This window comes from Litorilinea aerophila (assembly GCF_006569185.2).
Taxonomy (GTDB): domain Bacteria; phylum Chloroflexota; class Anaerolineae; order Caldilineales; family Caldilineaceae; genus Litorilinea; species Litorilinea aerophila.
Genome location: NZ_VIGC02000004.1, coordinates 78,284 through 98,121, shown reverse-complemented (window position 1 = coordinate 98,121; position 19,838 = coordinate 78,284). Strand labels below are relative to the sequence as shown.

General features: G+C 65.0%; 19 protein-coding genes. 5 read left to right on the top strand and 14 right to left on the bottom strand.

The window, feature by feature from the left end:
- Nucleotides 1-150: 150 nt before the first annotated feature.
- Genes FKZ61_RS24225 through FKZ61_RS03890 form a run of 3 tightly spaced genes read right to left on the bottom strand, consistent with a single transcriptional unit; the run spans nucleotide 151 to nucleotide 4,059 of the window.
- Nucleotides 151-1,587 (bottom strand): proton-conducting transporter transmembrane domain-containing protein, encoded by a 1,437-nt coding sequence (locus FKZ61_RS24225; protein WP_141608768.1) that lies wholly within the window; start codon nucleotides 1,585-1,587, stop codon nucleotides 151-153.
- Nucleotides 1,584-2,366, bottom strand: coding sequence for a hypothetical protein (locus FKZ61_RS03895; protein WP_141608767.1), 783 nt, complete (start codon nucleotides 2,364-2,366; stop codon nucleotides 1,584-1,586). Before FKZ61_RS03895 ends, FKZ61_RS24225 begins: the two co-directional genes overlap by 4 nt.
- A 52-nt stretch (nucleotides 2,367-2,418) precedes the next feature.
- Nucleotides 2,419-4,059, bottom strand: coding sequence for a hypothetical protein (locus tag FKZ61_RS03890; protein ID WP_141608766.1), 1,641 nt, complete (start codon nucleotides 4,057-4,059; stop codon nucleotides 2,419-2,421).
- A 239-nt stretch (nucleotides 4,060-4,298) separates the two neighbouring features.
- On the opposite strand from FKZ61_RS03890, the gene FKZ61_RS03885 reads away from it, so the two are divergent.
- Together FKZ61_RS03885 and FKZ61_RS03880 are read left to right on the top strand one after the other, a co-directional pair.
- Complete coding sequence (locus FKZ61_RS03885; protein ID WP_141608765.1) at nucleotides 4,299-5,498, top strand: MFS transporter; 1,200 nt, start codon at nucleotides 4,299-4,301, stop codon at nucleotides 5,496-5,498.
- Between the two features lie 119 nt (nucleotides 5,499-5,617).
- Nucleotides 5,618-6,148: a LysM peptidoglycan-binding domain-containing protein gene (locus tag FKZ61_RS03880; protein ID WP_141608764.1), complete on the top strand. Its 531-nt coding sequence runs from the start codon at nucleotides 5,618-5,620 to the stop codon at nucleotides 6,146-6,148.
- Between the two features lie 437 nt (nucleotides 6,149-6,585).
- Here the strand turns inward: FKZ61_RS03880 and FKZ61_RS03875 are convergent, their stop codons facing one another.
- The 5 genes from FKZ61_RS03875 to FKZ61_RS03855 all read right to left on the bottom strand — a co-directional run bounded on the left by FKZ61_RS03875 (nucleotide 6,586) and on the right by FKZ61_RS03855 (nucleotide 12,718).
- A complete protein-coding gene (locus FKZ61_RS03875) occupies nucleotides 6,586-7,698 on the bottom strand; it encodes a Gfo/Idh/MocA family protein (protein WP_141608763.1) in 1,113 nt (370 codons plus the stop codon).
- Nucleotides 7,699-7,919: 221 nt separating this feature from the next.
- Nucleotides 7,920-8,753, bottom strand: coding sequence for a carbohydrate ABC transporter permease (locus FKZ61_RS03870; RefSeq protein WP_141608762.1), 834 nt, complete (start codon nucleotides 8,751-8,753; stop codon nucleotides 7,920-7,922).
- A 2-nt stretch (nucleotides 8,754-8,755) separates the two neighbouring features.
- Complete coding sequence (locus FKZ61_RS03865; protein WP_141608761.1) at nucleotides 8,756-9,676, bottom strand: carbohydrate ABC transporter permease; 921 nt, start codon at nucleotides 9,674-9,676, stop codon at nucleotides 8,756-8,758.
- Between the two features lie 59 nt (nucleotides 9,677-9,735).
- Nucleotides 9,736-11,094 carry an ABC transporter substrate-binding protein gene (locus tag FKZ61_RS03860; RefSeq protein ID WP_170199210.1) on the bottom strand — a complete coding sequence of 453 codons (1,359 nt, stop codon included), beginning with the start codon at nucleotides 11,092-11,094 and terminating at the stop codon, nucleotides 9,736-9,738.
- A gap of 133 nt (nucleotides 11,095-11,227) precedes the next feature.
- The gene (locus FKZ61_RS03855) at nucleotides 11,228-12,718 is read right to left on the bottom strand and encodes a sulfatase-like hydrolase/transferase (RefSeq protein WP_170199208.1); all 1,491 of its coding nucleotides are present in this window, start codon (nucleotides 12,716-12,718) and stop codon (nucleotides 11,228-11,230) included.
- On the opposite strand from FKZ61_RS03855, the gene FKZ61_RS03850 reads away from it, so the two are divergent.
- From FKZ61_RS03850 to dgoD, 3 genes are all read left to right on the top strand, one after another.
- Nucleotides 12,717-12,992: a hypothetical protein gene (locus tag FKZ61_RS03850; RefSeq protein WP_141608758.1), complete on the top strand. Its 276-nt coding sequence runs from the start codon at nucleotides 12,717-12,719 to the stop codon at nucleotides 12,990-12,992. The genes FKZ61_RS03855 and FKZ61_RS03850 overlap by 2 nt on opposite strands.
- Before the next feature lie 238 nt (nucleotides 12,993-13,230).
- Nucleotides 13,231-14,100 (top strand): response regulator transcription factor, encoded by an 870-nt coding sequence (locus FKZ61_RS03845; RefSeq protein WP_170199206.1) that lies wholly within the window; start codon nucleotides 13,231-13,233, stop codon nucleotides 14,098-14,100.
- 80 nt (nucleotides 14,101-14,180) lie between these two features.
- Complete coding sequence (dgoD, locus tag FKZ61_RS03840) at nucleotides 14,181-15,302, top strand: galactonate dehydratase (RefSeq protein ID WP_141608756.1); 1,122 nt, start codon at nucleotides 14,181-14,183, stop codon at nucleotides 15,300-15,302.
- A gap of 22 nt (nucleotides 15,303-15,324) precedes the next feature.
- On the opposite strand, the gene FKZ61_RS03835 is transcribed toward dgoD, so the two are convergent.
- The 6 genes from FKZ61_RS03835 to FKZ61_RS03810 form a co-directional block, all read right to left on the bottom strand.
- Entirely contained in the window at nucleotides 15,325-16,320 is a 996-nt protein-coding gene (locus FKZ61_RS03835; RefSeq protein ID WP_229964130.1) for a heme o synthase, read from the bottom strand.
- A gap of 95 nt (nucleotides 16,321-16,415) precedes the next feature.
- Nucleotides 16,416-17,276 (bottom strand): SURF1 family protein, encoded by an 861-nt coding sequence (locus FKZ61_RS03830; protein ID WP_170199204.1) that lies wholly within the window; start codon nucleotides 17,274-17,276, stop codon nucleotides 16,416-16,418.
- Between the two features lie 32 nt (nucleotides 17,277-17,308).
- Nucleotides 17,309-17,914, bottom strand: a complete 606-nt coding sequence (locus tag FKZ61_RS03825) for a hypothetical protein (RefSeq protein WP_141608754.1) — start codon at nucleotides 17,912-17,914, stop codon at nucleotides 17,309-17,311.
- 35 nt (nucleotides 17,915-17,949) lie between these two features.
- A complete protein-coding gene (locus FKZ61_RS03820) occupies nucleotides 17,950-18,906 on the bottom strand; it encodes a cytochrome c oxidase assembly protein (RefSeq protein ID WP_141608753.1) in 957 nt (318 codons plus the stop codon).
- Nucleotides 18,907-19,026: 120 nt separating this feature from the next.
- The gene (locus FKZ61_RS03815) at nucleotides 19,027-19,620 is read right to left on the bottom strand and encodes a cytochrome c oxidase subunit 3 (RefSeq protein ID WP_141608752.1); all 594 of its coding nucleotides are present in this window, start codon (nucleotides 19,618-19,620) and stop codon (nucleotides 19,027-19,029) included.
- Between the two features lie 3 nt (nucleotides 19,621-19,623).
- The gene (locus FKZ61_RS03810) at nucleotides 19,624-19,827 is read right to left on the bottom strand and encodes a hypothetical protein (protein ID WP_141608751.1); all 204 of its coding nucleotides are present in this window, start codon (nucleotides 19,825-19,827) and stop codon (nucleotides 19,624-19,626) included.
- Nucleotides 19,828-19,838 lie beyond the last annotated feature (11 nt).

Here is a 19,838-nt window from a genome sequence, read left to right as displayed (position 1 = left end):
ACAACGCCCGGCCAGGCCGGGCTTTTCTTGGGCCAGGGTACCACAGCTCGGCTCTCAAAAACTGCCAGGGTCGTAAAGGACAGGGTGGTCAGCAGCCGGGGCGGTCAGGAAATGGGGATTCCGAGGGGTAGAAATGGCGTTGGCCATGGGTCAACCGCTGAAGGCCAGCAGGGCCCGGGCAATGGGTGCATCCATCAGCTGGGGCATGACGGCCAACCCCACCGACAGCAGCAGAACGGCTGCGGCCAGGGCCATTTGCAGGGGACGCTCCCGGACCAGGTAGCGGTTTTCCAGGGGGCCGTAGATGATCCAGGCCATGCGTACAAAGCCAAAGATGGCGCCGGCAGAGGCCAGCAAGACCAGCGCCGCCGGCCGCCAGTCATTTTCGGCCAGGATCTGCAGGGCTGCCCAATGGCCGGTAAAGCCCGCGCTCAAGGGGAAGCCGGCCAGCCCCAGCCCGCCCAGCAAAAAGGCCGCGCTGTTCCAGGGGAGCCGGCTGCCCGCTCCCTGGAGCCGGGACGCGTCCAGTCCGCCCACATGCTGTTCCAGGGCAGAGAGCCCCACAGCCGTGGTCAACATGCTCACAATGCGCAGGCCGAACAGAAAGAGAACCAGAGGCCAGCTTCGAATGCCGGGCACGGCCAGCACCAGCAGCAACAGGCCCCAGTCGTGGAGCGCGGCATAGCCCCACAGGCGGCCGGGATGATCGGTGCCCGCGGCCGCGATGCCGCCCCACACCGCAGTGGCCAGCCCCGCCCACGTGAGCCACAGACCCAGGGGCGCCTCCTGGGAGACGAACTGGAAGGTGCTGAGCACCCGGTAGAGGAGGTGCAACAGGGCGAGCTGGTAGAGCAGGGTCAACAGGGCGGTCACCACCGGCGGCGCCGAGCGGGCAATGGCCGGCTGGGCGCCGTGCAGGGGCGCAGGCGCCAGCAGGATCACCAGGGCCAGGCCCAGCAACTGGGCGGCCATGCGTGCGGCCGTGTCGTCCTGGGGGTTGAGGGGGATCTGCTCCACATACCAGGCAGCCACCAGAAACAGGGGAAAGGCAAAGACCGGCGGCAGCAGGGAACGAAGGGGACCATCCGGCCGGACCAGTCGGCCCGCCTGCAGGATGAAGATGCCCACGCTGCTCAGGGCCACCAGAAACAGGGGGCCCAACAAGGGCGGCGCCAGCGGTCCCGTGGTCAGCAGGGCCAGCATGGTGTACCCGGCCATGAGCACCAGGGTGAAGGGGACAAAGCTGTGCCCCTGGCTGATGCAGGCGGCCAGCAGGAAAGCCGCCGCCACCAGCAACAGACTGGCCACCAGAATGGGCACGGCGCCGGGCTCCAGGCGGAAGGTGAAGCCCAGGCGCTGCAAGGGGGCGCTCAGATCCACCGGCTGCCGGACCAGGGGCAAGGTGCGGATGGGCGCGCTCAGGTCTGTCTGCCAGAGCCACAGGGCCCAACCGGCCACAAAGAGGGTGGCCACCAGCGCGGTTACCCGTTCCCAGGTGCGAAAGAGATAAGTGATGGCCGCCATGGCCAGCATGCTGCCGATCAGGAGGGCAGGCAGGTTGAGGGCTGACGTCGCTGCCGGGTTCACGGGCGCCTCCGCATCAACAGGGAGTCCTCCTCCTGGCCGACCCGGGCACGCCCCGCCAGGCCCCACTGGCCCAACAGGCGACGCCAGCGAGGCAGACGCCTGGCTGACCCGCGGGTCGGCATCTCCCGGCGAGCCGTCGGCTCGGGAAACACGATATCGGTGAGGACCAGCTTTTCGGACTCTTCGGGAAGCCGCTCGGCCAGGATGAGGTAGCTACAGGCCAGGGCCAACAGCAGCTCCAGGATGCCGATGATGGCGATCAAGGCGGGGACGGCCAACAGCGCGGAGACGATCACCTGGGCAGGGATGCACCAGAGCAGCAGGCCCACCCCGGTGTAAAAGGGGTTGTCGCTCAGGCCCAGCAACACCAGGACGCAGAGCCCCAGCCAGATAAAGAGATCCATGAGGCCGCCTTCCAGCATGGGCAGCGACAGCCATTGGCGCAGGGAAAGCCATGCCCAAAAGGCCAGCAGCAAGGCCCCCACCCGCAGCATCCAGGTGCCGGCCTGGTACAGGGAGGCATGGGCCGCCACCTGCCGGATGGACAGGGCCAGGATCAGGCAGGCCAGGACGATCACCAGGCCCTGGATGGTGGCCCAGGGCAGCGGCAGGCTCAGATGCCGGATGGCCGCCAGGGCTACGCCCAGCTCCACGGCCACCAGGCCCACCAGGCTGGCGCGCCAATCCCACACGAGAACAATCAGCGCTGCAGCCAGGCCAGCCGCCAACAGGCTGAGGTCGCCGGTCCATAAACCCAGGGAAGTGAAAAAATTCTCCATGTCAATCCGGTCACAGTCGGATGCCCGTCAGTGGACAGCCCCCTGCCGAGCCTCACCGAACGAGCAGGTATCCCATCAACAAAAAGACCAGCACCCACCCCACGTAGCCGGCTCCTTCCACCACATTCAACACGGTGCCCCAGGCCACGCTGGCCCGGTTAACGCCCCACCAACCCATCTGAAAGAGCCATTCCAGCCGGGACAGGACGCTCAGCCGCTCCGGCCAGGGGCCCAGCATGCGCCAGAGGGCCGGCTGAACCATCACCAGGCCAATGCCCAGCAACAGCGGCAGGCCCAGGGCGATCCAGACAGGCACCTCCGCCACCACGTTGGGTGGGTTACCCAGGGTGGGCGGAATGGCTTCCGGCATACTGGCCAGCCCGGCGATGGTTTCCGGGAAGAAGCCGGTGATGGCCAGCGCCAGGCCCAGGAGGACGGCCGCCACCAGAAGGCGCACCAGGACGCCTGGCTGCAGGGTCGGCAGCTCTACCTTCTGAGCCGTGCTCCAGCTCTGGAGCAGGGCGGCAATCTGCATGCTCTGGGCGACAACAAACAGGCCGAAGAGGAGCAGGTAGAAGAAGTCGCCCAGGATCAGGAGCCGGGCCACGGCCGGCTGGGTGAGAAACCCGGGCGTGAAGGGGACGCCCACCAGAGCCAGCGCGCCCACGCTCACGGGGATCTGCCAGCCCCAGGCCTGCCACACCTGGTCACCCACCAGCCAGAGGGCGCCGCCCAGGGCAAAGGCCGTGGTGGGCCAGATCAGGCCTTCGGGCCCCCGGTTGTAGGCCAGCGCGCTGGCCAGGGCAGCCAGCCCGGCCGATGTAACCAGGACCAGGGTGGTGTGGTCTGGCTGCTGCTGGGCCGTCCACGCGGCCAGGGCGCTCCCCAACAGGGAAAGCAGCAACAGGGCCACAATGTCGGCCTGGGGCAAGAAAAATTCGGTCCCCAGGTCCATGGTCCACCCCAGCAGCCAGAGGCCGCACAACACCGGGATCATGTGGTCCAGCAGGCGTTCGGCCACATCCAGCTGAGGCCGCTCGGGCGAGAGCAGCCAGAGGTGAAACGGATAGATCCCGGCCCGGATCAGGCTGGCCAGGAACATGAGCAGCAAGGTTTCCGGGGGAAGGCTCCCCCCCTGGAGCGGCTGTCCTGGTCCCAGGGGGCCGGCAGGCAGCAGGCCGATGAGCAACAGGAGCGCTCCCAACAGGCTCAGGCCCCGGGCCTGTTGGGTCGAGGCGCCTCCCGGCCGCTCCCCGTCGTCGCCCTCGGGCTGAAGGGTCCCCCGAACCAGGATGAAGAGGTCCAACACCACCCAGGTCAGCATGGTGGTGAGGACGTTGCCGCTGCCCACGAAGAGCAGGCCGGCGGCCAAGACACCCAGATGGACCGCCAGGGCAGGATGGCGACGTCGGCCCTGCCCCTGGACGCTCCCAACGTTGTTCAGCTCCAGCAGAATGCCCACACCGCCCAGGAGCAGAATCAGGCCGGAAATGTACCAGTTCCAGCCGTCACCCACCCAAAGCAGGTTGGTCCCGCTGTGGAGGGGTGGCTGCCAGGGCTGGCTGAAGACCGGGACCACCGGTTCTGTGCGCAGGCCCAGGAAGAGCCAGGTGGCAATAGCAACAAAAAACAACGCCAACCCGGTCAGTATGCCAGGCCGGCGCACCCAGCGCCCTATGATCAACTCGACCACGGCGCCGACCAGAAGAACGACAGCCGGGCCGACCGGTGAGGCAAGGATCTCTACCAACGTGTTCACAAGGGTGAATTTTAACACAGCCGGGATCGCCATCCAAAAGCGGAGGCGGTCATCCCGGCCATTGGTACTTTGGCCGGATTTCACCCCTGGCCCAGCATGGGCGATCCACGGCCCTGCTGCTACAATAGCAGGAAAGCTGCCAGCCGAAAACCAGCCCGCCATGGAGGCTCTGCATGCAGACACGCCTGTCCAACGGATTGATCATGGCCGCGTTAGGCCACCTGGCCATCGAATTCAGCAGCAACTTCCTGCCCATCCTCTATCCGCTGCTCATGGTCCACATGGGGTTGAACTTCACCCAGGTGGGGACCATTGCGCTGGTGGCCACCACCGCCACAACCCTGGCCCAGCCCTTTTTCGGCTATCTCAGCGACCGCTGGGGATCCGAGCGGATGGCCAGCCTCAGCATCATTTGGATCGGGGTCGTGATGGGGCTGGTGGGCTTTGCCTGGAACTACCCATCCCTGCTGCTCCTCATCGCCCTGGGCGCGCTGGGTTCTGCGGCCTTCCACCCGGCCGCGGCTGTGCTGGCAGCCAGCCACAGCGGCCCCAGGCGTGGGGCGGGTCTGTCGATTTTCTCCGTAGGCGGCAACATTGGCTCGGCCCTCAGCCCCCTGTGGATGGCGACAGCCCTGGGGCTCTTCGGGATGGCTGGAACGGCCACCCTCATGCCCATCGGCCTGCTGGCGGGCATCCTGGCCTACCGGCTGCTGCGGCCGACGCCGTCCGCCCGGCAAAAGCAGGGCGCAGACAGGGGGCACGCCGCGGCCGATGGATTTCTGCTGGGGCTGATTCTGGTGGTGGTGGCGGTAATGTTCCGCTCCTGGTTTCAGGTGGCCTTGACCACCTACCTGCCCGTCTGGATCGATCAGGCGGGAGGTGGCGTCGCGGTGGGGGGGCGCTACCTTTCGGTGCTCCTTTTTGCCATCAGCGTGGGCAGCTTTGTGGGCGGGCCCGCCGGGGACCGTCTGGGCCTCTGGCAGGTGGTGGCGCTGAGCCTGGCGGCCATGGCGCCGGCTCTGTGGCTGTTCCTGAACACCCAGGGAGTGCTGCAATTGGTATGGCTGGCGGTGGTGGGCATCACCATCGGCGCCACCTTTCCCACCAGCATCGCCCTGGCTCTGGACGCCTGGCCCCGCCAGGCCGGCGTAGCTTCGGGCCTGCTCATGGGGTTGGGCTGGCTGCCCGGTGGCCTGGGCGCTTCCCTCACAGGCATGGTGGCCGACCGCTTCAGCCTGACCGTCGGGTTGAACCTGCTGCTGGTGCCGCCGGTGCTGGGGCTGGGCTGCATCCTGGCGTATGCGCTGGCCCGCCGCTTCCACCTGCGGGCCGGCAAAATTCAGCGTATCTTTTTTCCCTCGAATCATGTATAATAGTCGGCACTGGTATACACCAGCCCGGTGGCATCGATAACATGGCTCCCTTCCCTTTCTGATTCCCTTTCTGATTCTCTGGAACGCAGCGCACCATTTCTTTTCCAAAGGAGATCCCTATGTGGGCAAAAAGCTCCCTGTTCCCTGGTTCCCTCTTTCAGCGGATATTTTCCCGAAGTCGTCTCATCCTCCTCACCACCATTCTCACCCTGAGCCTGATTGGGGCACTGCTCCCGGCCAGCGTCCTGGCAGCACCGACGGCCGGCGCCCGCAGTAAACCGCCCGCTGGGAACCGCTTCCATCCGGTCCACCCGGGCAAGAGCGCCCAGTGTGCCCAGATTTACGTGGTCCGCCATCGGGACACCCTGTCGGAGATTGCCCGGAAGTTTGGCACCACGGTGGAAGTGCTCCAGCGCATCAACAGGATCCGCAATCCCCACCGCATCTTTGTGGGGCAGCGACTCTGCATCCCCCGGGTGGAGATGCCGCCGCCCCCCGAGCACAAGCTCTTCCATCGGGTTCAGGCGGGAGAAACCCTGAGCGAGATCGCCCAGATGTACCGCACCACGGTACGTCAGCTCTTGAGGCTGAACCCTCAGATTCGCAACCCCCACCGGATTCCTGAGGGGGCCATCCTTCGGGTACGGTAAAGAAAGCGGTAAAGGAAGAAGTAGCAGAACGACATTGGGCGGGCCGAGGGCCCGCCCAATGAAAATCGGTGCCACGTCGTAGGCGCAGCTCGTAGCTGCGCAGCCGTCGCCACCCCTTCACCCGCCCGGAACTGGCGACCTCGTGCGGTTAGAAACCGCACCTACGACAGCCCAGATTGGACGCAACTGGACGTAGGGCGGGCCTCCGGCCCGCCGGAGGTGACCGGCTCTACGGGGTATCGACATCCGCCCGGTGCCACCTCGTAGGCGCAGCTCGTAGCTGCGCAGCCGTCGCCATCCCTTCATCCGCCGGGGTGTGGCGACAACGGGCGGCTGGGAGCCGCCCCTACAGCAAACCGGTACTCTTTCGCAATTGGTGACAACGGGCGGGTACGGCGGTCCGCACCTACGGAAACCGATACCACAGTGCATACATTTTAGAACGTGGTGCGCAGGGTCTGGGCCTGGCCGGTCTCCGCGGAGCGATAGGCCGCGTCGATGATCTCGATGACGTGGCGGGCATGTTCCGCCGTGGCCACGGTGGGTTTATCCTCCCGGATCCAGTCCACCAGCTGCATCACATCCTCGTAAACGTGGGCCTCCTCCATCTCCCGGTGCTTGCCCACCACATGGGGCAGGGTGGCGGTATAGCCGTACTGCTGGGCGATCTCCCGGCCTGGGAAGTCGATGGGCTCTCCGTTTAGGGTATCGCCGTTGATAACGCCCCTAGTGCCGAAGATGAGGGGGCGCCCCATGTTGGGCAGCCCGCCGGCAGCCACGCCATAGACAAAGGCAAAAAAGGCATCCCCAAAGTCCAGGACCATCAGGGTCTGGTCGTCCATGTCTGTGGGGAGCATCTGGCCCTGGAATTCCCGCTCGCGGATGCGCACGCCGGAAAAGGCCGTGACCCGCTTGGCCGGCCCCAGGATGCCCGTCATGGCGTGGAGCCCGTAGACGGTCATGTCGTAGAGGGGGCCGCCCCCTGGCCGACGGAAGTACCAGGCTGGGTTCACGTTGCTCAAGGGATCGGTGCCGTGGCGCACTCGCGCCTCGTTCTCATGGTAGCGGCCGAAGGTGGCACCGGTGACTGCCCAGGTGAGGGTGCCCAGGGCGCCCTGGTCGATGAGCGCCTTGATGGCCTGGAGCCGGGGGTTCAGCATCTCGCCAGGCGACGAGACCAGTTTGACCCCCTTCTCGGCGGCCCGGGCAATCAGCTGATCGGCCTCGTCCACCGTGGTGGTCATGGTCTTGTTGAAGTGGACATGGACGCCGTGCTCCACAGCCAGCATCCCCTGCTGGAAATGGAAGCCGATGGGCGACGCAATGCTCACCGCATCCACATCGCCGGCCTCCAGCATCTCCTCCATGGAGGCGTAGGCGGCGGGCACGCCGAATTTGGCCGCCGCAGCCTGGGCCCGCTCCACCACCGGGTCACACACCGCGGTCACCCGCACCCGATCCTGCACATCCTCCATGGTCAGGTGGGGTAGCAGCCCCCGCAGGGTGATGCTGCCCGTGCCCACAATACCCAGTCGAACCACATCAGGCATATGGCTTCTCCTTATGATTTTTCCTAACTGTTCATCCCCCATCCCCCTAACCCCCTTCCCCCCCGCGGGGGGGAAGGGGGAATGATGGCGTGTTTGCGGTGTGCTGCGCCGCAAACACAAACGGTTCTCTTCTCCCCTCTCCCCCGGGAAAGCCGGGGGTGAGGGGTTGGGGATGAGGGGGGTGAATGGTTGTGATTTTTCGTTGTTATCGTTAGATCCAATTAGCCCTTCACCGCGCCCGCGGCCAGGCCCTGGACCACGAAACGCTGGCCCAGGTAGTAGAGGACCATGACCGGCACTGCTGCGGAGACGGAGCCAGCCATGATCAGGCCCCAGCGGAAGACGTCGCCGGTGATCAGGTAGCTGACTGCGACGGGCACGGTCTGCTTCTCCGGGGAAGTGATGAAGATGAGGGCCAGCAGCAGTTCGTTCCACGCGCCGGTGAAGGTGAAGACGCTGACCGCGATCAGCCCTGGCGCGGCCAGGGGCAATACCACCCGGAAAAGGGCAACCAGACGGGTCGCCCCATCCACCATGGCCTGCTCCTCCAGGTCCACCGGGATGCTGCGGAAGTACCCCATCAGCAGCCAGGTGCTCAGGGGTGCGGCAAAGGTCAGGTAGACGAAGATGAGCCCATGGAGGGTGTTGCCCAACTGGAGGCGGGCGATGATCACCGAAAGCGGGATGAAGAGCAGCGCCGCCGGCGTCAGGTAGGTGAAGAGGATCAGGCGGCCGATCCAGTCCCGGTAGCGATAGCGCAGGCGCACCAGGCTATAGGCGGCCAGACAGCTGATGAAGACCGAGATCAAGGTGGCCGAGCCGGCCACGATGAAGCTGTTGCGGATGTTAATCCCGAACCGCATTTTGGTGAAGAGATCGATGTAGTTCTGCAGGGTCGGGTTGATGGGCAACAGGGACGGGGATCGGTAAATATCCCGGGGCAACTTCAGGGAAATGGACAACATGTAGTAAATGGGAAACAGGATGATCAGGGCCAACAGGCACAGGAGGGTATAGTACAGAATTTTCTGTCCTGGGCTTAATTTGTGTAACACAGCTACTCCTCCTGCAGCAATTTGGCGATGATAAAGGCCAGCACGGCAAAGACGGGCAGCATGGAGACGGAGACCGCGGCCGCTTCGCCGATGCGTAGGCTCTGCAACCCGTAGTAGGCCAGAACCGGGAAGGTCATGGTCGCGTTCGATGGACCGCCCTGGGTCAGCAGCCACACCGCCTCAAAGCTGTTGGTGGTCCAGATGGTAGATAGCAGCACCACCACCAGCACCACATGGCGGATCCCCGGCAGGGTGACGTGACGGAAACGCTGCCAGGCGCCGGCCCCGTCGATGGCGGCGGCCTCGTAGAGCTCCGGGGGCACATTCTGAAGGGCGGCCAGGAAGGAGATCACCCAAAACGGGAAGCCCCGCCAGAAGCTGGCCGTGATCACGCTGGGCATGGCCAGGGCCTTGGTGCTCAAGAAGTCCACGTGGCTCTGGACCAGGCCGGTGTTGATGAGGATGTAGTTGAAAGCGCCGCCCTGGGGGGCAAAGAGCAGCTTCCAGGTGATGAAAGCGACGAAGGCCGGCATGGCCCAGGGCAGCAGGATCAGCCCCCGCCAGAAGGGTCGGCCCCGGATGGGCTGGTTGAGGAGCAGGGCAATGCCCAACCCCAACACCAATTTCAGGGTCTGCACCGAGCCCACCAGCACGATGGTGTTGCGCACCGTGGCCCGGAAATCCACCCAGTTGAGGAGGTAGATGTAGTTGCCCAGGCCGATGAAGTGGCCCTCCCGGCCCACCATGCGGTCCGTGAAGCTGATCCAGATGGCGAAGAAGAAGGGGTAGATCACCAGGATGGACAGGCAGATCACCACCGGCGCCACCAGCAGATAGCCCATCAGGCTGGTTCGTTGCCCCATGGAAAGGCGCGGGCGCGCGGCGCCTGCTTTGTTCAGATCGGATACGATTTCTTTGGTCATGGGCAGTCAGGTGGGCAGGGAGAGGGAAGGTCCGCTCTCCCTGCCGGTTCAGACGGACATCACTTGTACTTGTCGTAAATATCCTGGCAGGCCTGCTGGGTTTCCAGCACGGCCTCGTCCACGCTCAGGCCGTCCACCACCACCCGCTGGATCATGCGGGGGGTGAGGAAGTTGGTCTGATACTCGGCGAAGGCCGGGTTGTCCACATCCGGATAAGCGCCGAAGGTGCCGTTGAGGGCCAGGTCCAACAGCCCCTGGTGGACTTCACTCTCCTGGAAGATGGGCGCGTCCTGGTAGGCGACGGCCGAGGGACCGTAGATGGCGTTGTAGTAGTACTCCTTCATGAACTCCGGCTCGGAGAGATACTTGAGCAGGTCCCGGGCCAGCTCCTTGTGCTTGCTGGAGGTGGGAATGACCCGCACGTTGGCGTCCACCGGCGAGACCCGCATCTTGGGGCCGGCCGGGAGCGCGGAGTACTTGGTGGCTGCGGCCAGCTCGGGGTCGTTGTCCCGCATGTAGAGGTAGACGCTGCCCGGGTTGGCGATGAAGATGGCGTTGCCGGACTGGTAGGCCACGTTGTCACCGGCGCCGTCCCAGGTGGTCACGCCAGGCGGGAAGAGGCCCTCGTTGTAGGCATCGGTGATCCACTGGAGGAAGTCCCGAGTCTCCTGGGAATCCAGGGTGCAGTTCTCACCGGCATCGTCGGCCACCCGTCCTCCCCACGAGTGGAGCATGGTGGTGGTCAGGTTGCCATCCCCCACGTTGGAGAGGGCGAAGCCCATGCCGTAGTACTCCGGCGGCTTCTGGGTCTGGCGGGCCATGTCGGCCAGTTCCATCCAGGTGGCGGGGGGCTCGGTGAAGCCGGCCGGCTCCAGGATGTCGGCCCGGCGGTAGAGGACGTTGCCGCCCAGGCTGAAGGGGATGCCATAGCGGTGGCCGCCGTAGCGCTCCGGGTTGGTGGCCTCGTCGGCCGCGGGGAGCCAGCCGCCCACCATCTCGCCGATCTCATCGTAGAGGTCGTCCAGGGGCTCCAGCTGGCCGCTCTCGCTCAAGAGCAGCATGTGCCCCCGGCCCACGTCCAGGGCGTCGGGCATGGTGCCGGCCTCGATGGCCGCGGAGACCCGCTGCACGGTCTCGTTCTGGTTGATCATGACCACGTCGACTTCCACGCCTCGTTCCTGGCCCCACTGCTCGATGCGATCCACCAGCATCTGGTTGGCCGCGTCGGAAAAGATGAGGCCGCCCCAATAGGTGAAGACGTCGCCCTCGGCCATGGCGGGCGTGGCTTCCTCCTGGCCGCCCGGTGCGGCGGCTGGCTCCTGAGCCGCAGGGGTTGCCGGCGCGCACGCGCCCACAGCCAGGATCAAGAGCAGGAGCAACGCGCCAAGCATGGGGAAGCGGATACGCAGGTTCTGCATGGTTTCCTCCTCTGCAGATGAGTCGGTTGGGGTGCGTCCCTTCATGGGGCAGACACCCGACGGTTGAAAGGGATGGGAGATAGATACCGCGTTTATCCCGTGTACGGAGCCATGCCCGTACCCCGGGGCGCGGTCAGGTGCTCGGCTCCAGGTAGTTCATCTCCGGCCGCAGGGGCCAGCGATACTGGTCCGGGGGATGGGTCTGTCGGGCCCAACGCTGGAGGATGGCGTTGTCGGCCCGTTTGGCCGCCATGATCTGGGCGATCCGGTCGGGATCCCAGTCGGCCAACACTCGGGCGACCAGTTCGTCCCGGATGGCCCGACAGGCGGGATCCTGAGCCCGGTCCACTTCTTCGCCGGGATCTTCGGCCAGGTTGAAGAGCTGGGGTTCGTAGCCGTGGTAATAGATCAGCTTCCAGTCGCCCAGGCGGATCATACGCTGGTAGGTCTCGCCATCGGGGGCATACTGGTCGGCGCAGTACTCGGAAAAGGCCACGTCCTCCCACTGGGGCGTGGGCCGCAGCTCGCTGACCAGCCCCAGGAGGGAACGGCCGGGCGACTGGGGCAACGGGGGCGCATCCAGGGCGTCCAGGAGGGTGGCGGTGACATCCAGGGCGCTGACGACCCGGTCGCAGCGCTGGCCTGCCGGGATCACACCGGGCCAGGCCATGATCAGGGGCACGCAGACCGACTCCTCGTAGAAGACGTGCTTCCACCAGAGACCATGCTCACCCTGCATGTCCCCGTGGTCCGACGTGTAGACGATGAGGGTGTTGTCCGCCAGGTCGTTGGCCTCCAGGGCAGCCAGGATCTGGCCGATGAGCGCATCCACCCGGTGGACCAACCCCCAGTAGGCGGCCCGGGCGCGCAGGATCTCCTCCTCGCTCACCTCCACGATGCCGGTGTGTTCCCGCCACCGACGCAGGTAGGGGTGCTGCACCTGATCAAAGGGGGTGGGCTTGCGGGGCAGGGTGATGGCGTCCGCGTAGCGGGCGAAGTCCTCCCGACGGGCCACGTAGGGCGGGTGGGGCAACATGAAGCCCACGGACAGGCTGAACGGCTCCAGATGTCCCCGGGAGCGCTTCTCGATGCCCAGACGATTCAGGTAATCGACGGCGGCTGCGGCCACATATTCATCGTGGACCTGGTAGGCCGACTGGCCGGCCCCAGATCGCACCAGGCTGATGCGCTCCGGGCCGGCGGTCCCATCCAGCGCCCCCCGGTCCACCGGGCTGCCGCCGATGTGGTTGGGGCTGTGATCGCCCACCAGCCGTTCCACATAGCCGTGGAGCTGGTCCGGCCCCACCGCGTGCATGCGGCCGATGAGGGCCGGGCGATAGCCGGCAGCGCCCATGGCATGGGCCAGGGTGGGGATACCCGAATCCAGGATGTGGTTGTTGGTCCACACCTGATTCTGATGCGGATGGCGGCCTGTGAGCATGGACATGCGAGAGGGCACACAGATGGGCGAAGTACAGTAAACATGCTGGAAGAGGGCACCGCTGGCGGCCAGTCGGTCCAGGTGGGGCGTCTCCACCAGGGGGTCGCCGTAACAGCCGGTCACGAACGGGTTGTGTTGGTCGGTGTGGATGTAGAGGAGGTTGGGACGCGCAGGTTGGGACATGGCCATTTACCGCTCCGGACTGTCTGGTTTTGGCATGGAGATCACGGTCGTCGGGCATGGCGGCGCTGCCGCCTGGTCCCCCCTCTCCCAGGAAACCCATGCAAGCCTGCGTCAACATCACGGCAGCCATTCGGCAGCCCTGCCTCTGGCCCACCGGCGAATTTCTGCCGGAATTTTCTGGGGTTGGGGCCGGAGGGAGACGTTGTTTGCAAACAGGTTTGCAAACAGGGAGAGTGCGGGCAGACAGAGGCAGACCTTCGGCAAAATGATCTGACCATTCTGTCGGCTCAAGGCTAACATAGGGGGGCGATGTTTGTCAATTGGTCCAAAAGGACAAAGGACAAAAGGACAACAGCGGACACATGGCGCCCGGTTCTCCTGTCAGTGAACCGGTGGGCGATTGTCACGAAGCAGTCACGCTTGCCCGGTATACTGGTGCGTATACTTGTATGTCGGACCAAACAGATCGGAGCTGCACCTGCAATCCAACACAAACCCGAGGAGGAAACACAATGGAACAGCACTCGGTGATCTCCGCAGCGGAGGACGACCGCCCGACCTCCCAACTGCGGTATTCAGATCGGCTCACGGTCCCCTGGACGGTCCAACGTCCGGTGGAGATCCTGGTGGCGGATAGCGAGATAAACCTCAACCGGCTCCTCTCCATATCCCTCCAGCGCCAGGGCTACCACGTGGTCAGCACCACCAGTGGTCAGGCCGTCCTGGAGCTGGTCCGGGAGCGACAGTTCGACCTGGTTTTGTTTGAGCTGCTTCTGCCGGATGTGGACGGGTTCGAGCTGTGCACTCGACTGCGGCACTTCTCCAGCGTGCCCATCATGATTATTTCTGCACTCAATCGGGCCGATGACATTGTCCGTGCTCTGGAGATGGGCGCGGATGCCTATGTCACCAAGCCATTTCATTTTAGCGAAATCCACGCCCGCATCGAAGCATTGCTCCGGCGTACCCTCCAGGGCAATCCTGCCCATCACGCACGGCACCTGCTTGTCCAGGGCGATACCTCCCTGGACGAGGAGCTATCCACCGTCACCGTGGCAGGCCATACCCAGACCCTCACCGAAACCGAATGTCGGCTCCTGGCATACCTGATGCGCCACGCCCATCGGCCGGTCAGCAAAGCTGAACTGTTAGAAGAGGTCTGGGGCTATGCCCCTGCCGACAGTCGAGGAAACATCGTGGAATTGGCCATTCGGCGTCTGCGCTGTAAACTGGAGGAAGATCCGTCCCAGCCACAGCGGCTGATCACCCTGCGCAACGTGGGCTACCAATTTCATGCCCGGCAACCGGACACGCAGACCCGGTGGCACGCGGCCATGGCTGGGGCCCTGGGCCGATCCTGGGCCGGGCGTCGAGCGATTTAGCTTCCTGCCAGGAAACGGGACGCTGCGGACCCGGCGGCTCTCCACCCTTTCACCACGCCATCATCTCACGGAGCGCCACCATGCGAATCACCCAACTGGAAACGTGGATTGTTGAACCCCGCTGGGTCATTTTGCGCGTCCACACGGACGAAGGCTTGATCGGCCTGGGCGAACCTACCCTGGAGAACCGGGCCTATACCGTCGCGCAGGCGGTCCACGAGCTGGAACCCTACCTGATCGGCAAGGATCCCACTCGGGTTGTGCACCACTGGCAGGCCATGTACAAACACGCCTTCTACCGGGGCGGGCCGGTCCTCACCAGCGCGCTCTCCGGCGTGGAGCACGCCCTCTGGGACCTGGCCGGGAAGGCCGCGGGTGTGCCGGTCTACAAACTGCTGGGCGGGCCCCTGCGGGATCGCATCCGGGTCTATGCCCATTGCCGGGGAGAAACCCCCGAGGCGCTGGCCCGTCATGGCCAGGAGCTGGTGGCCCAGGGCTTCACCGCCCTGAAGACGGGCATCCACGGACCGCGGCCTGCCCGGGTGGTGGAGACCCCCGGGTTCATCGACGGGGTGGTCGCGCGGCTGTCCGCCCTGCGGGAGGCTGTTGGGCCAGAGATCGATATCGCCGTGGATTTTCACGGCGCGGTGAGCCCCCAGACGGCAGGCCTGCTGATCAAGGCGCTGGAACCTATCCGCCCCATGTTCTACGAAGAGATCGTCCAGTGCCAGAACGTGGAAGTGATGGCGGATCTGGCCCGCAAGACCCACATCCCCATTGCCGCGGGAGAGCGGCTCTTTACCAAATGGGCTTTTCGGGAACTGCTGGAAAAAGGGGGCGCCTCCATTGTGCAGCCCGACCTTTCCCACGCCGGCGGCATTTGGGAAGGGCGCCTTATCGCGGGCATGGCGGAAGCCTACTACGGCGCGGTAGCCCCCCATTGTCCCCTGGGTCCCATCTCCCTGGCAGCCTGCCTGCAGCTGGATGCGGCCATCCCCAATTTCCTGGCCCAGGAGCAAATTCACCTGGGGGAGGGCTACTTGCGCGAGCCCTTCAGGGTGGTGGACGGGTACCTACCCCTGCCCACCGGCCCGGGCCTGGGTATCGAGCTGGACGAAGAGGCAGTCCAGCAACGCTTTGGGGAACCCCGGCGACATCCGGGCCTGTTCCACCCCGACGATGGGGCTGCCATCGACCACTGAGGCAGCCCCCCACACACTTTCCTCAGAAGGGCAGACGAAAACTGGGCGACAGCGCGGCGGCTGGCATGGTGTAGAAGAGGTGGTCGATCCCCATGGCCAGGAAGAGGAGGGCCAGGTAGAGGAGGCTGTATTTGTACAGCCTCCAGACGTGGCCATTGGAGGGGACACGCCAGATGGCCACCGCGTCCCACAGGAAGAGGCCGTTTAAGATCAGGGCGCAGACCAGATAGACAGGCCCGAACATCCCCAGGAAGACGGGCGCCAGGGAGATCAAAAGGAGCAACACGCTGTAGAGGAGAATCTGCAGGTGGGTGGGGCGTTCCCCCACCAGGACCGGCAGCATGGGCACGCCCGCGGCCCGGTATTCCTTGCGGCGCATCAGGGCCAACGCCCAGAAATGGGGCGGCGTCCAATAGAAGACGATCATGAAAAGAAAGATGGGCAGCAGGGAAAGCTCGTTGGCCACGGCAGCCCAGCCCACCAGAGGCGGAATGGCGCCCGCCCCGCCACCGATGACGATGTTCTGGGTGCTGGTACGCTTCAGAATGCCCGTGTAGAAAATCACATAGTAGAGAATGCCGGCCAGCGCCAACAGGGCCGTGAGGGGGTTGACCGTCCACCATAACTGGAGCACACTGAGGAGGCTGAGGGCGATGCCGAAGGCCAGCACCTGTTGGGGCGTCAGCCGGCCGGAGGGCAGGGGCCGACGCCGGGTGCGCACCATCACGTAGTCGATGTCCCGATCCACATATTGGTTGATGGTATTCGCGCCGCCGGCGGCCAGAAAGCCGCCCAGCAAGGTCCAGAAGACCAGCGCCAGGCTGGGTGGCTCGTTGCCGGCCAGGAACATGGGCACGAAGGTCGTCACCAGCAGGAGGGCAATGATGCGCGGCTTGGTCAGGGTCAGATAGTCGCTGACGGCCAGACGCAGCAAGGCCTGCTCGCGCCCCATGCCCGCCTCGGAAGTGGGCTGCTCTACCTTATGCATCGATTCGGCGATGGTACTTTGCAGTTGCATCCGGTCTGCCTTACTCCTCAGTGCACGCCCATGTCAGTAATGCCCATGGGGATGGTCGATGTTTGGGATCCAAGTTCTCGGCCGGCCCACTTCCCTCAGGCGTGGCCTTCCCGGCGCGGCAGCCCCCCGGCCTGCGTATCCACACCGGAAGGTAGGGTGCCAGAGGGTGCCTCTCCTTCCACCGCGGTCGCTTCTTCTGCCGCAACCGCCTGAGCCTGGAGCATCTGCTCCCGCCGCTCCTGATGCTGGATAAACTGGAGATAGCCAAAGGCCAGGATGGCGGCAAAGGTGAACCATTGGATGGCGTAGCTCAGGTGCGAACCTTCATCCAGCCGCAGCGGCTCCTCCCGGTAGGGCAGCGCGTCGTAGGGGCGACCTTCCTCGGGCAGCTGCAGGATGAACACGGGCAGCAGCTGGTAGGGCATCTGAGGCTGGATCGCGTCGATGTTGATCCGGAACCACTCCGTCTGGGGGGAATCCGGAATTGGCGGCGCCTCGCCGTTGGGCAGCATCTGGGACTCCTGGATCAGGCCGATCACCGGCTGGCCAGGCGGCTCCTGGAACTGGGGCCAGTTCTCAGGGGCGGCCAGATCAGAGGGAATCCATCCCCGGGCCACCAACACCGCCCGGCCATCCTCAAAGACCAGGGGCGTCACCAGGATCACCCCGGGCGCACCGTCGGAGCGGGTCTGGCTAACAAGGACGAGCTGCCGCTCGTAGTCGAACTCCCCCTCGACCTCCACCCGCCGATATTCCAGCTCCTGCAGGTCCGCCGGCAGCGGATTATGGGCCAGGTCGTAGGGTTCCTGCTTCCACCGCTCGGCCACCATGGCGTTGAAGGCCCGGCGCTGCTCCAGGCGATCCAGCTGCCAGAAGCCCAGGCGAATCAGAACGGCCACGCCGGCAATTACCAATAGCGTGGTCCACCACCAACGACGATTGAACAGCTTCAACACAACCACCGTTCACTCCTCGATAACCGATCTCGTCAAACCCGGTCCGGACCGGTTCGCCCCTGGCTGGATCGGCGGGTTCTCCTCGCCGGGATAGTCTGTGCCTCCCCCCGGCGAGACCAGCGCCCGGCCAGGGCCACAGCCAGCAGCAGAACCAGGGCACCAACAGCCAGCAATCCCCAGTTCACCTCGCGGGCCGGCGCAACCTCGTCCTGGAAATCGACGGCACCTTCGCCCTCGGGCCCTTCCACCTGAATCTTAAACAGCCAGTCGCCCGGGGTCGGCAAGGTTGCGTCCAGTTCGTAGTAAACGGTGCCCAGGCTCTCCTGGGGCACGGGATGCCAGGTCAGAGGGTCGCCTTCGCCGCTTGCCGGCACGAACTGAACCGTCACCTGGGCATCCTCCACCGGGCGCTCCGGCTGTTGCGGATCTGTCGCGTCGCCGGATTCGGGCACCATGGTCACCAACACCGAGAGGTGCATGTCGCCCACCCGCAAGGGCTCCGGGTCGGTCCAGACGTAAACCCGATACGGGCCGGCGGGCACGTTGGAAAGCTGGGGCGTGCCGGCCGCATGGGCATTGGCCACCTGGGGAAAGCAGGCAGCCAGGGCGGCCAGCAGCATCAGAAGCCAGCCCATCATACTGGTCCCCCCACGCTGCCCGTGTCGGCTTTTCCTCATGGGGCATCAACCGTGCGAGTCCGGGAGGCATGCAGCCGGCGCCACCGGTTCTGGGTCACCCGATGCTCCAGCCCCGGCGCCACCATGTGGGCTTCGTCGTCCCAGCCCGCCCGAGAGTCGGGTTGGGGCTCATCACCGTCCAGGGCCCGGGCCAGGACGATGAGGGCCGCGACGATGAACATCATACTCCCCGGGATCCACATGATCACCCCGCCGATCATCTGATCCTGCAGCGCGGTGACGCCCCAGATCCGGGGTACGGAGAGATAGTAGGTGTAGATCACCGAGTCGCTGTAGGCGATGATGACCCCCAACAGCATGTTGGGCGGCACGGTCCCGATCAGGTAACCGATGCGGGCCCAGGCGGGGAAGCGGCCGTGGATGCGGGGCCCTGCCCCTACCACATGCCACCAGTAGAGAAGAGCCGCGCCGAAAAAGGTGATATGCTCCAGGTCGTGTACCCAATCCCGCTCCAGGGCCAGGTTGTAGAGATTGGCGTCGTGCCAGCCCACGTAGATGGTAATGAAGGCCAGCCAGGCAATGGCTGGCCGGGTGGCCTGCCGCAACCCCTGCCGAAAGCGAGAGTCCCGCACGAAGAAACGGGCAACGGCGCGCCGCAAATGGGCCGGCAGGCCCCACAGGGCCACCGGGAAGGGCATGCCCAGCCACAGCAGGGGCGCGGCCACCATGATGGACAGCAGATGCTGGATCATGTGCATGTAGAAAAGCTGTCCACCCAGGCGGTCGATGGGCGAGAGCAGGGAAACGGCCAGGGCGAACAGCCCTCCCAGGTAGGCGGCCAGGCGGGGCACCGACGCCAGCCGGGAGCCCGGCCGCTGACGGCGCAGCCTGCGCCAGCCCGTCACATACAAGGTGCCCAGGGTGATCAGAACGATCAGGACCTCTGGGCGCCATTCCCATGCGCTCAGGAGCGCTCGAACCAATGGATGCATAGGAAACCACCCCGCCGGCAAGCCGGGTGAAAAAACCGGCCACGAACTTGTGGAACAGGCGCCCCACCCGTGGGCTGGGGCCGTTCACCGTTCGTGGCCGGCACCTCTACACAACACCAATCAGTGGGCCACCGTGCCGATGAGGTATAGGGCCGGGTAGAAAAAGATCCAGACCAGGTCCACGTAGTGCCAGTAAATGGCGCAGGCTTCCACCCCCCAGTGCCGCTCGGGCGAGTAGTGGCCCTTGCGGCCCAGATTCCAGACGATGGCGATGAAGACGATCCCGCTGACCACGTGGAGGGCGTGCATGCCCGTCATGGCAAAGACCACCGCCCCATAGACATCTTCCCAGGGCTTCAGATGCCCCTCGTACAGAAACGGGAAGAGCCCCCACTCAAAAACCAGCACGCCCACCAGGAAGATGAGCCCGAGCACGGCCGTGGCCACCAGACCCCGCAGGAAGGTCTTGCGGTCACCATGTTCCATGGCCGTCTCCGCCAGGTTCATGGAAAAGCTGCTCAGCAGCAGCACCGAGGTGACGATCAGACCGATGGTCTGATCCAGCTCGGGGCGGGTGTTTCCCCACAGGTAAAAGCGGGTGACCAGCAGCCCCCCGAAGAGGAAGGCCTCGGAGATGAAGAACATCCACAGGCCCAGTCGATTGTTGCGAAGCTGGTCGGTGTAGTTTTCAACGGTTTCAGCAATTGCACTCATGGCTCAGTGGCCTCCTTCCTGGCTCCAGAGGCGCGATACGTGCATGAAGAAATGAACCACCGCGGCCCCCTTGAAGAGGGCGATCAGAAACAACAGGGCCGTGCTGGCCATATAGACGGCCACGAAGAACTCCAACACGGTCAGGGCCGCCAGGACCAGGGCTACCGTTGCACTCAGGCGATAGGCGGCTGCACGCTTTTCCTTCATAAACCCGTCTT

Bases quoted from the DNA above. Each gene is read 5' to 3' on its own strand.
- FKZ61_RS03850 (WP_141608758.1), top strand. From the start codon at position 12,717: ATGGCCATTTACCGCTCCGGACTGTCTGGTTTTGGCATGGAGATCACG.
- FKZ61_RS03845 (WP_170199206.1), top strand. From the start codon at position 13,231: ATGGAACAGCACTCGGTGATCTCCGCAGCGGAGGACGACCGCCCGACC.
- FKZ61_RS03855 (WP_170199208.1), bottom strand. From the start codon at position 12,718: ATGTCCCAACCTGCGCGTCCCAACCTCCTCTACATCCACACCGACCAA.
- FKZ61_RS03895 (WP_141608767.1), bottom strand. From the start codon at position 2,366: ATGGAGAATTTTTTCACTTCCCTGGGTTTATGGACCGGCGACCTCAGC.
- FKZ61_RS03810 (WP_141608751.1), bottom strand. From the start codon at position 19,827: ATGAAGGAAAAGCGTGCAGCCGCCTATCGCCTGAGTGCAACGGTAGCC.
- FKZ61_RS03825 (WP_141608754.1), bottom strand. From the start codon at position 17,914: ATGATGGGCTGGCTTCTGATGCTGCTGGCCGCCCTGGCTGCCTGCTTT.
- FKZ61_RS03885 (WP_141608765.1), top strand. From the start codon at position 4,299: ATGCAGACACGCCTGTCCAACGGATTGATCATGGCCGCGTTAGGCCAC.
- dgoD (WP_141608756.1), top strand. From the start codon at position 14,181: ATGCGAATCACCCAACTGGAAACGTGGATTGTTGAACCCCGCTGGGTC.
- FKZ61_RS03865 (WP_141608761.1), bottom strand. From the start codon at position 9,676: ATGACCAAAGAAATCGTATCCGATCTGAACAAAGCAGGCGCCGCGCGC.
- FKZ61_RS03820 (WP_141608753.1), bottom strand. From the start codon at position 18,906: ATGCATCCATTGGTTCGAGCGCTCCTGAGCGCATGGGAATGGCGCCCA.
- FKZ61_RS03880 (WP_141608764.1), top strand. From the start codon at position 5,618: ATGTGGGCAAAAAGCTCCCTGTTCCCTGGTTCCCTCTTTCAGCGGATA.
- FKZ61_RS03835 (WP_229964130.1), bottom strand. From the start codon at position 16,320: ATGCAACTGCAAAGTACCATCGCCGAATCGATGCATAAGGTAGAGCAG.
- FKZ61_RS03815 (WP_141608752.1), bottom strand. From the start codon at position 19,620: ATGAGTGCAATTGCTGAAACCGTTGAAAACTACACCGACCAGCTTCGC.
- FKZ61_RS03860 (WP_170199210.1), bottom strand. From the start codon at position 11,094: ATGCAGAACCTGCGTATCCGCTTCCCCATGCTTGGCGCGTTGCTCCTG.
- FKZ61_RS03875 (WP_141608763.1), bottom strand. From the start codon at position 7,698: ATGCCTGATGTGGTTCGACTGGGTATTGTGGGCACGGGCAGCATCACC.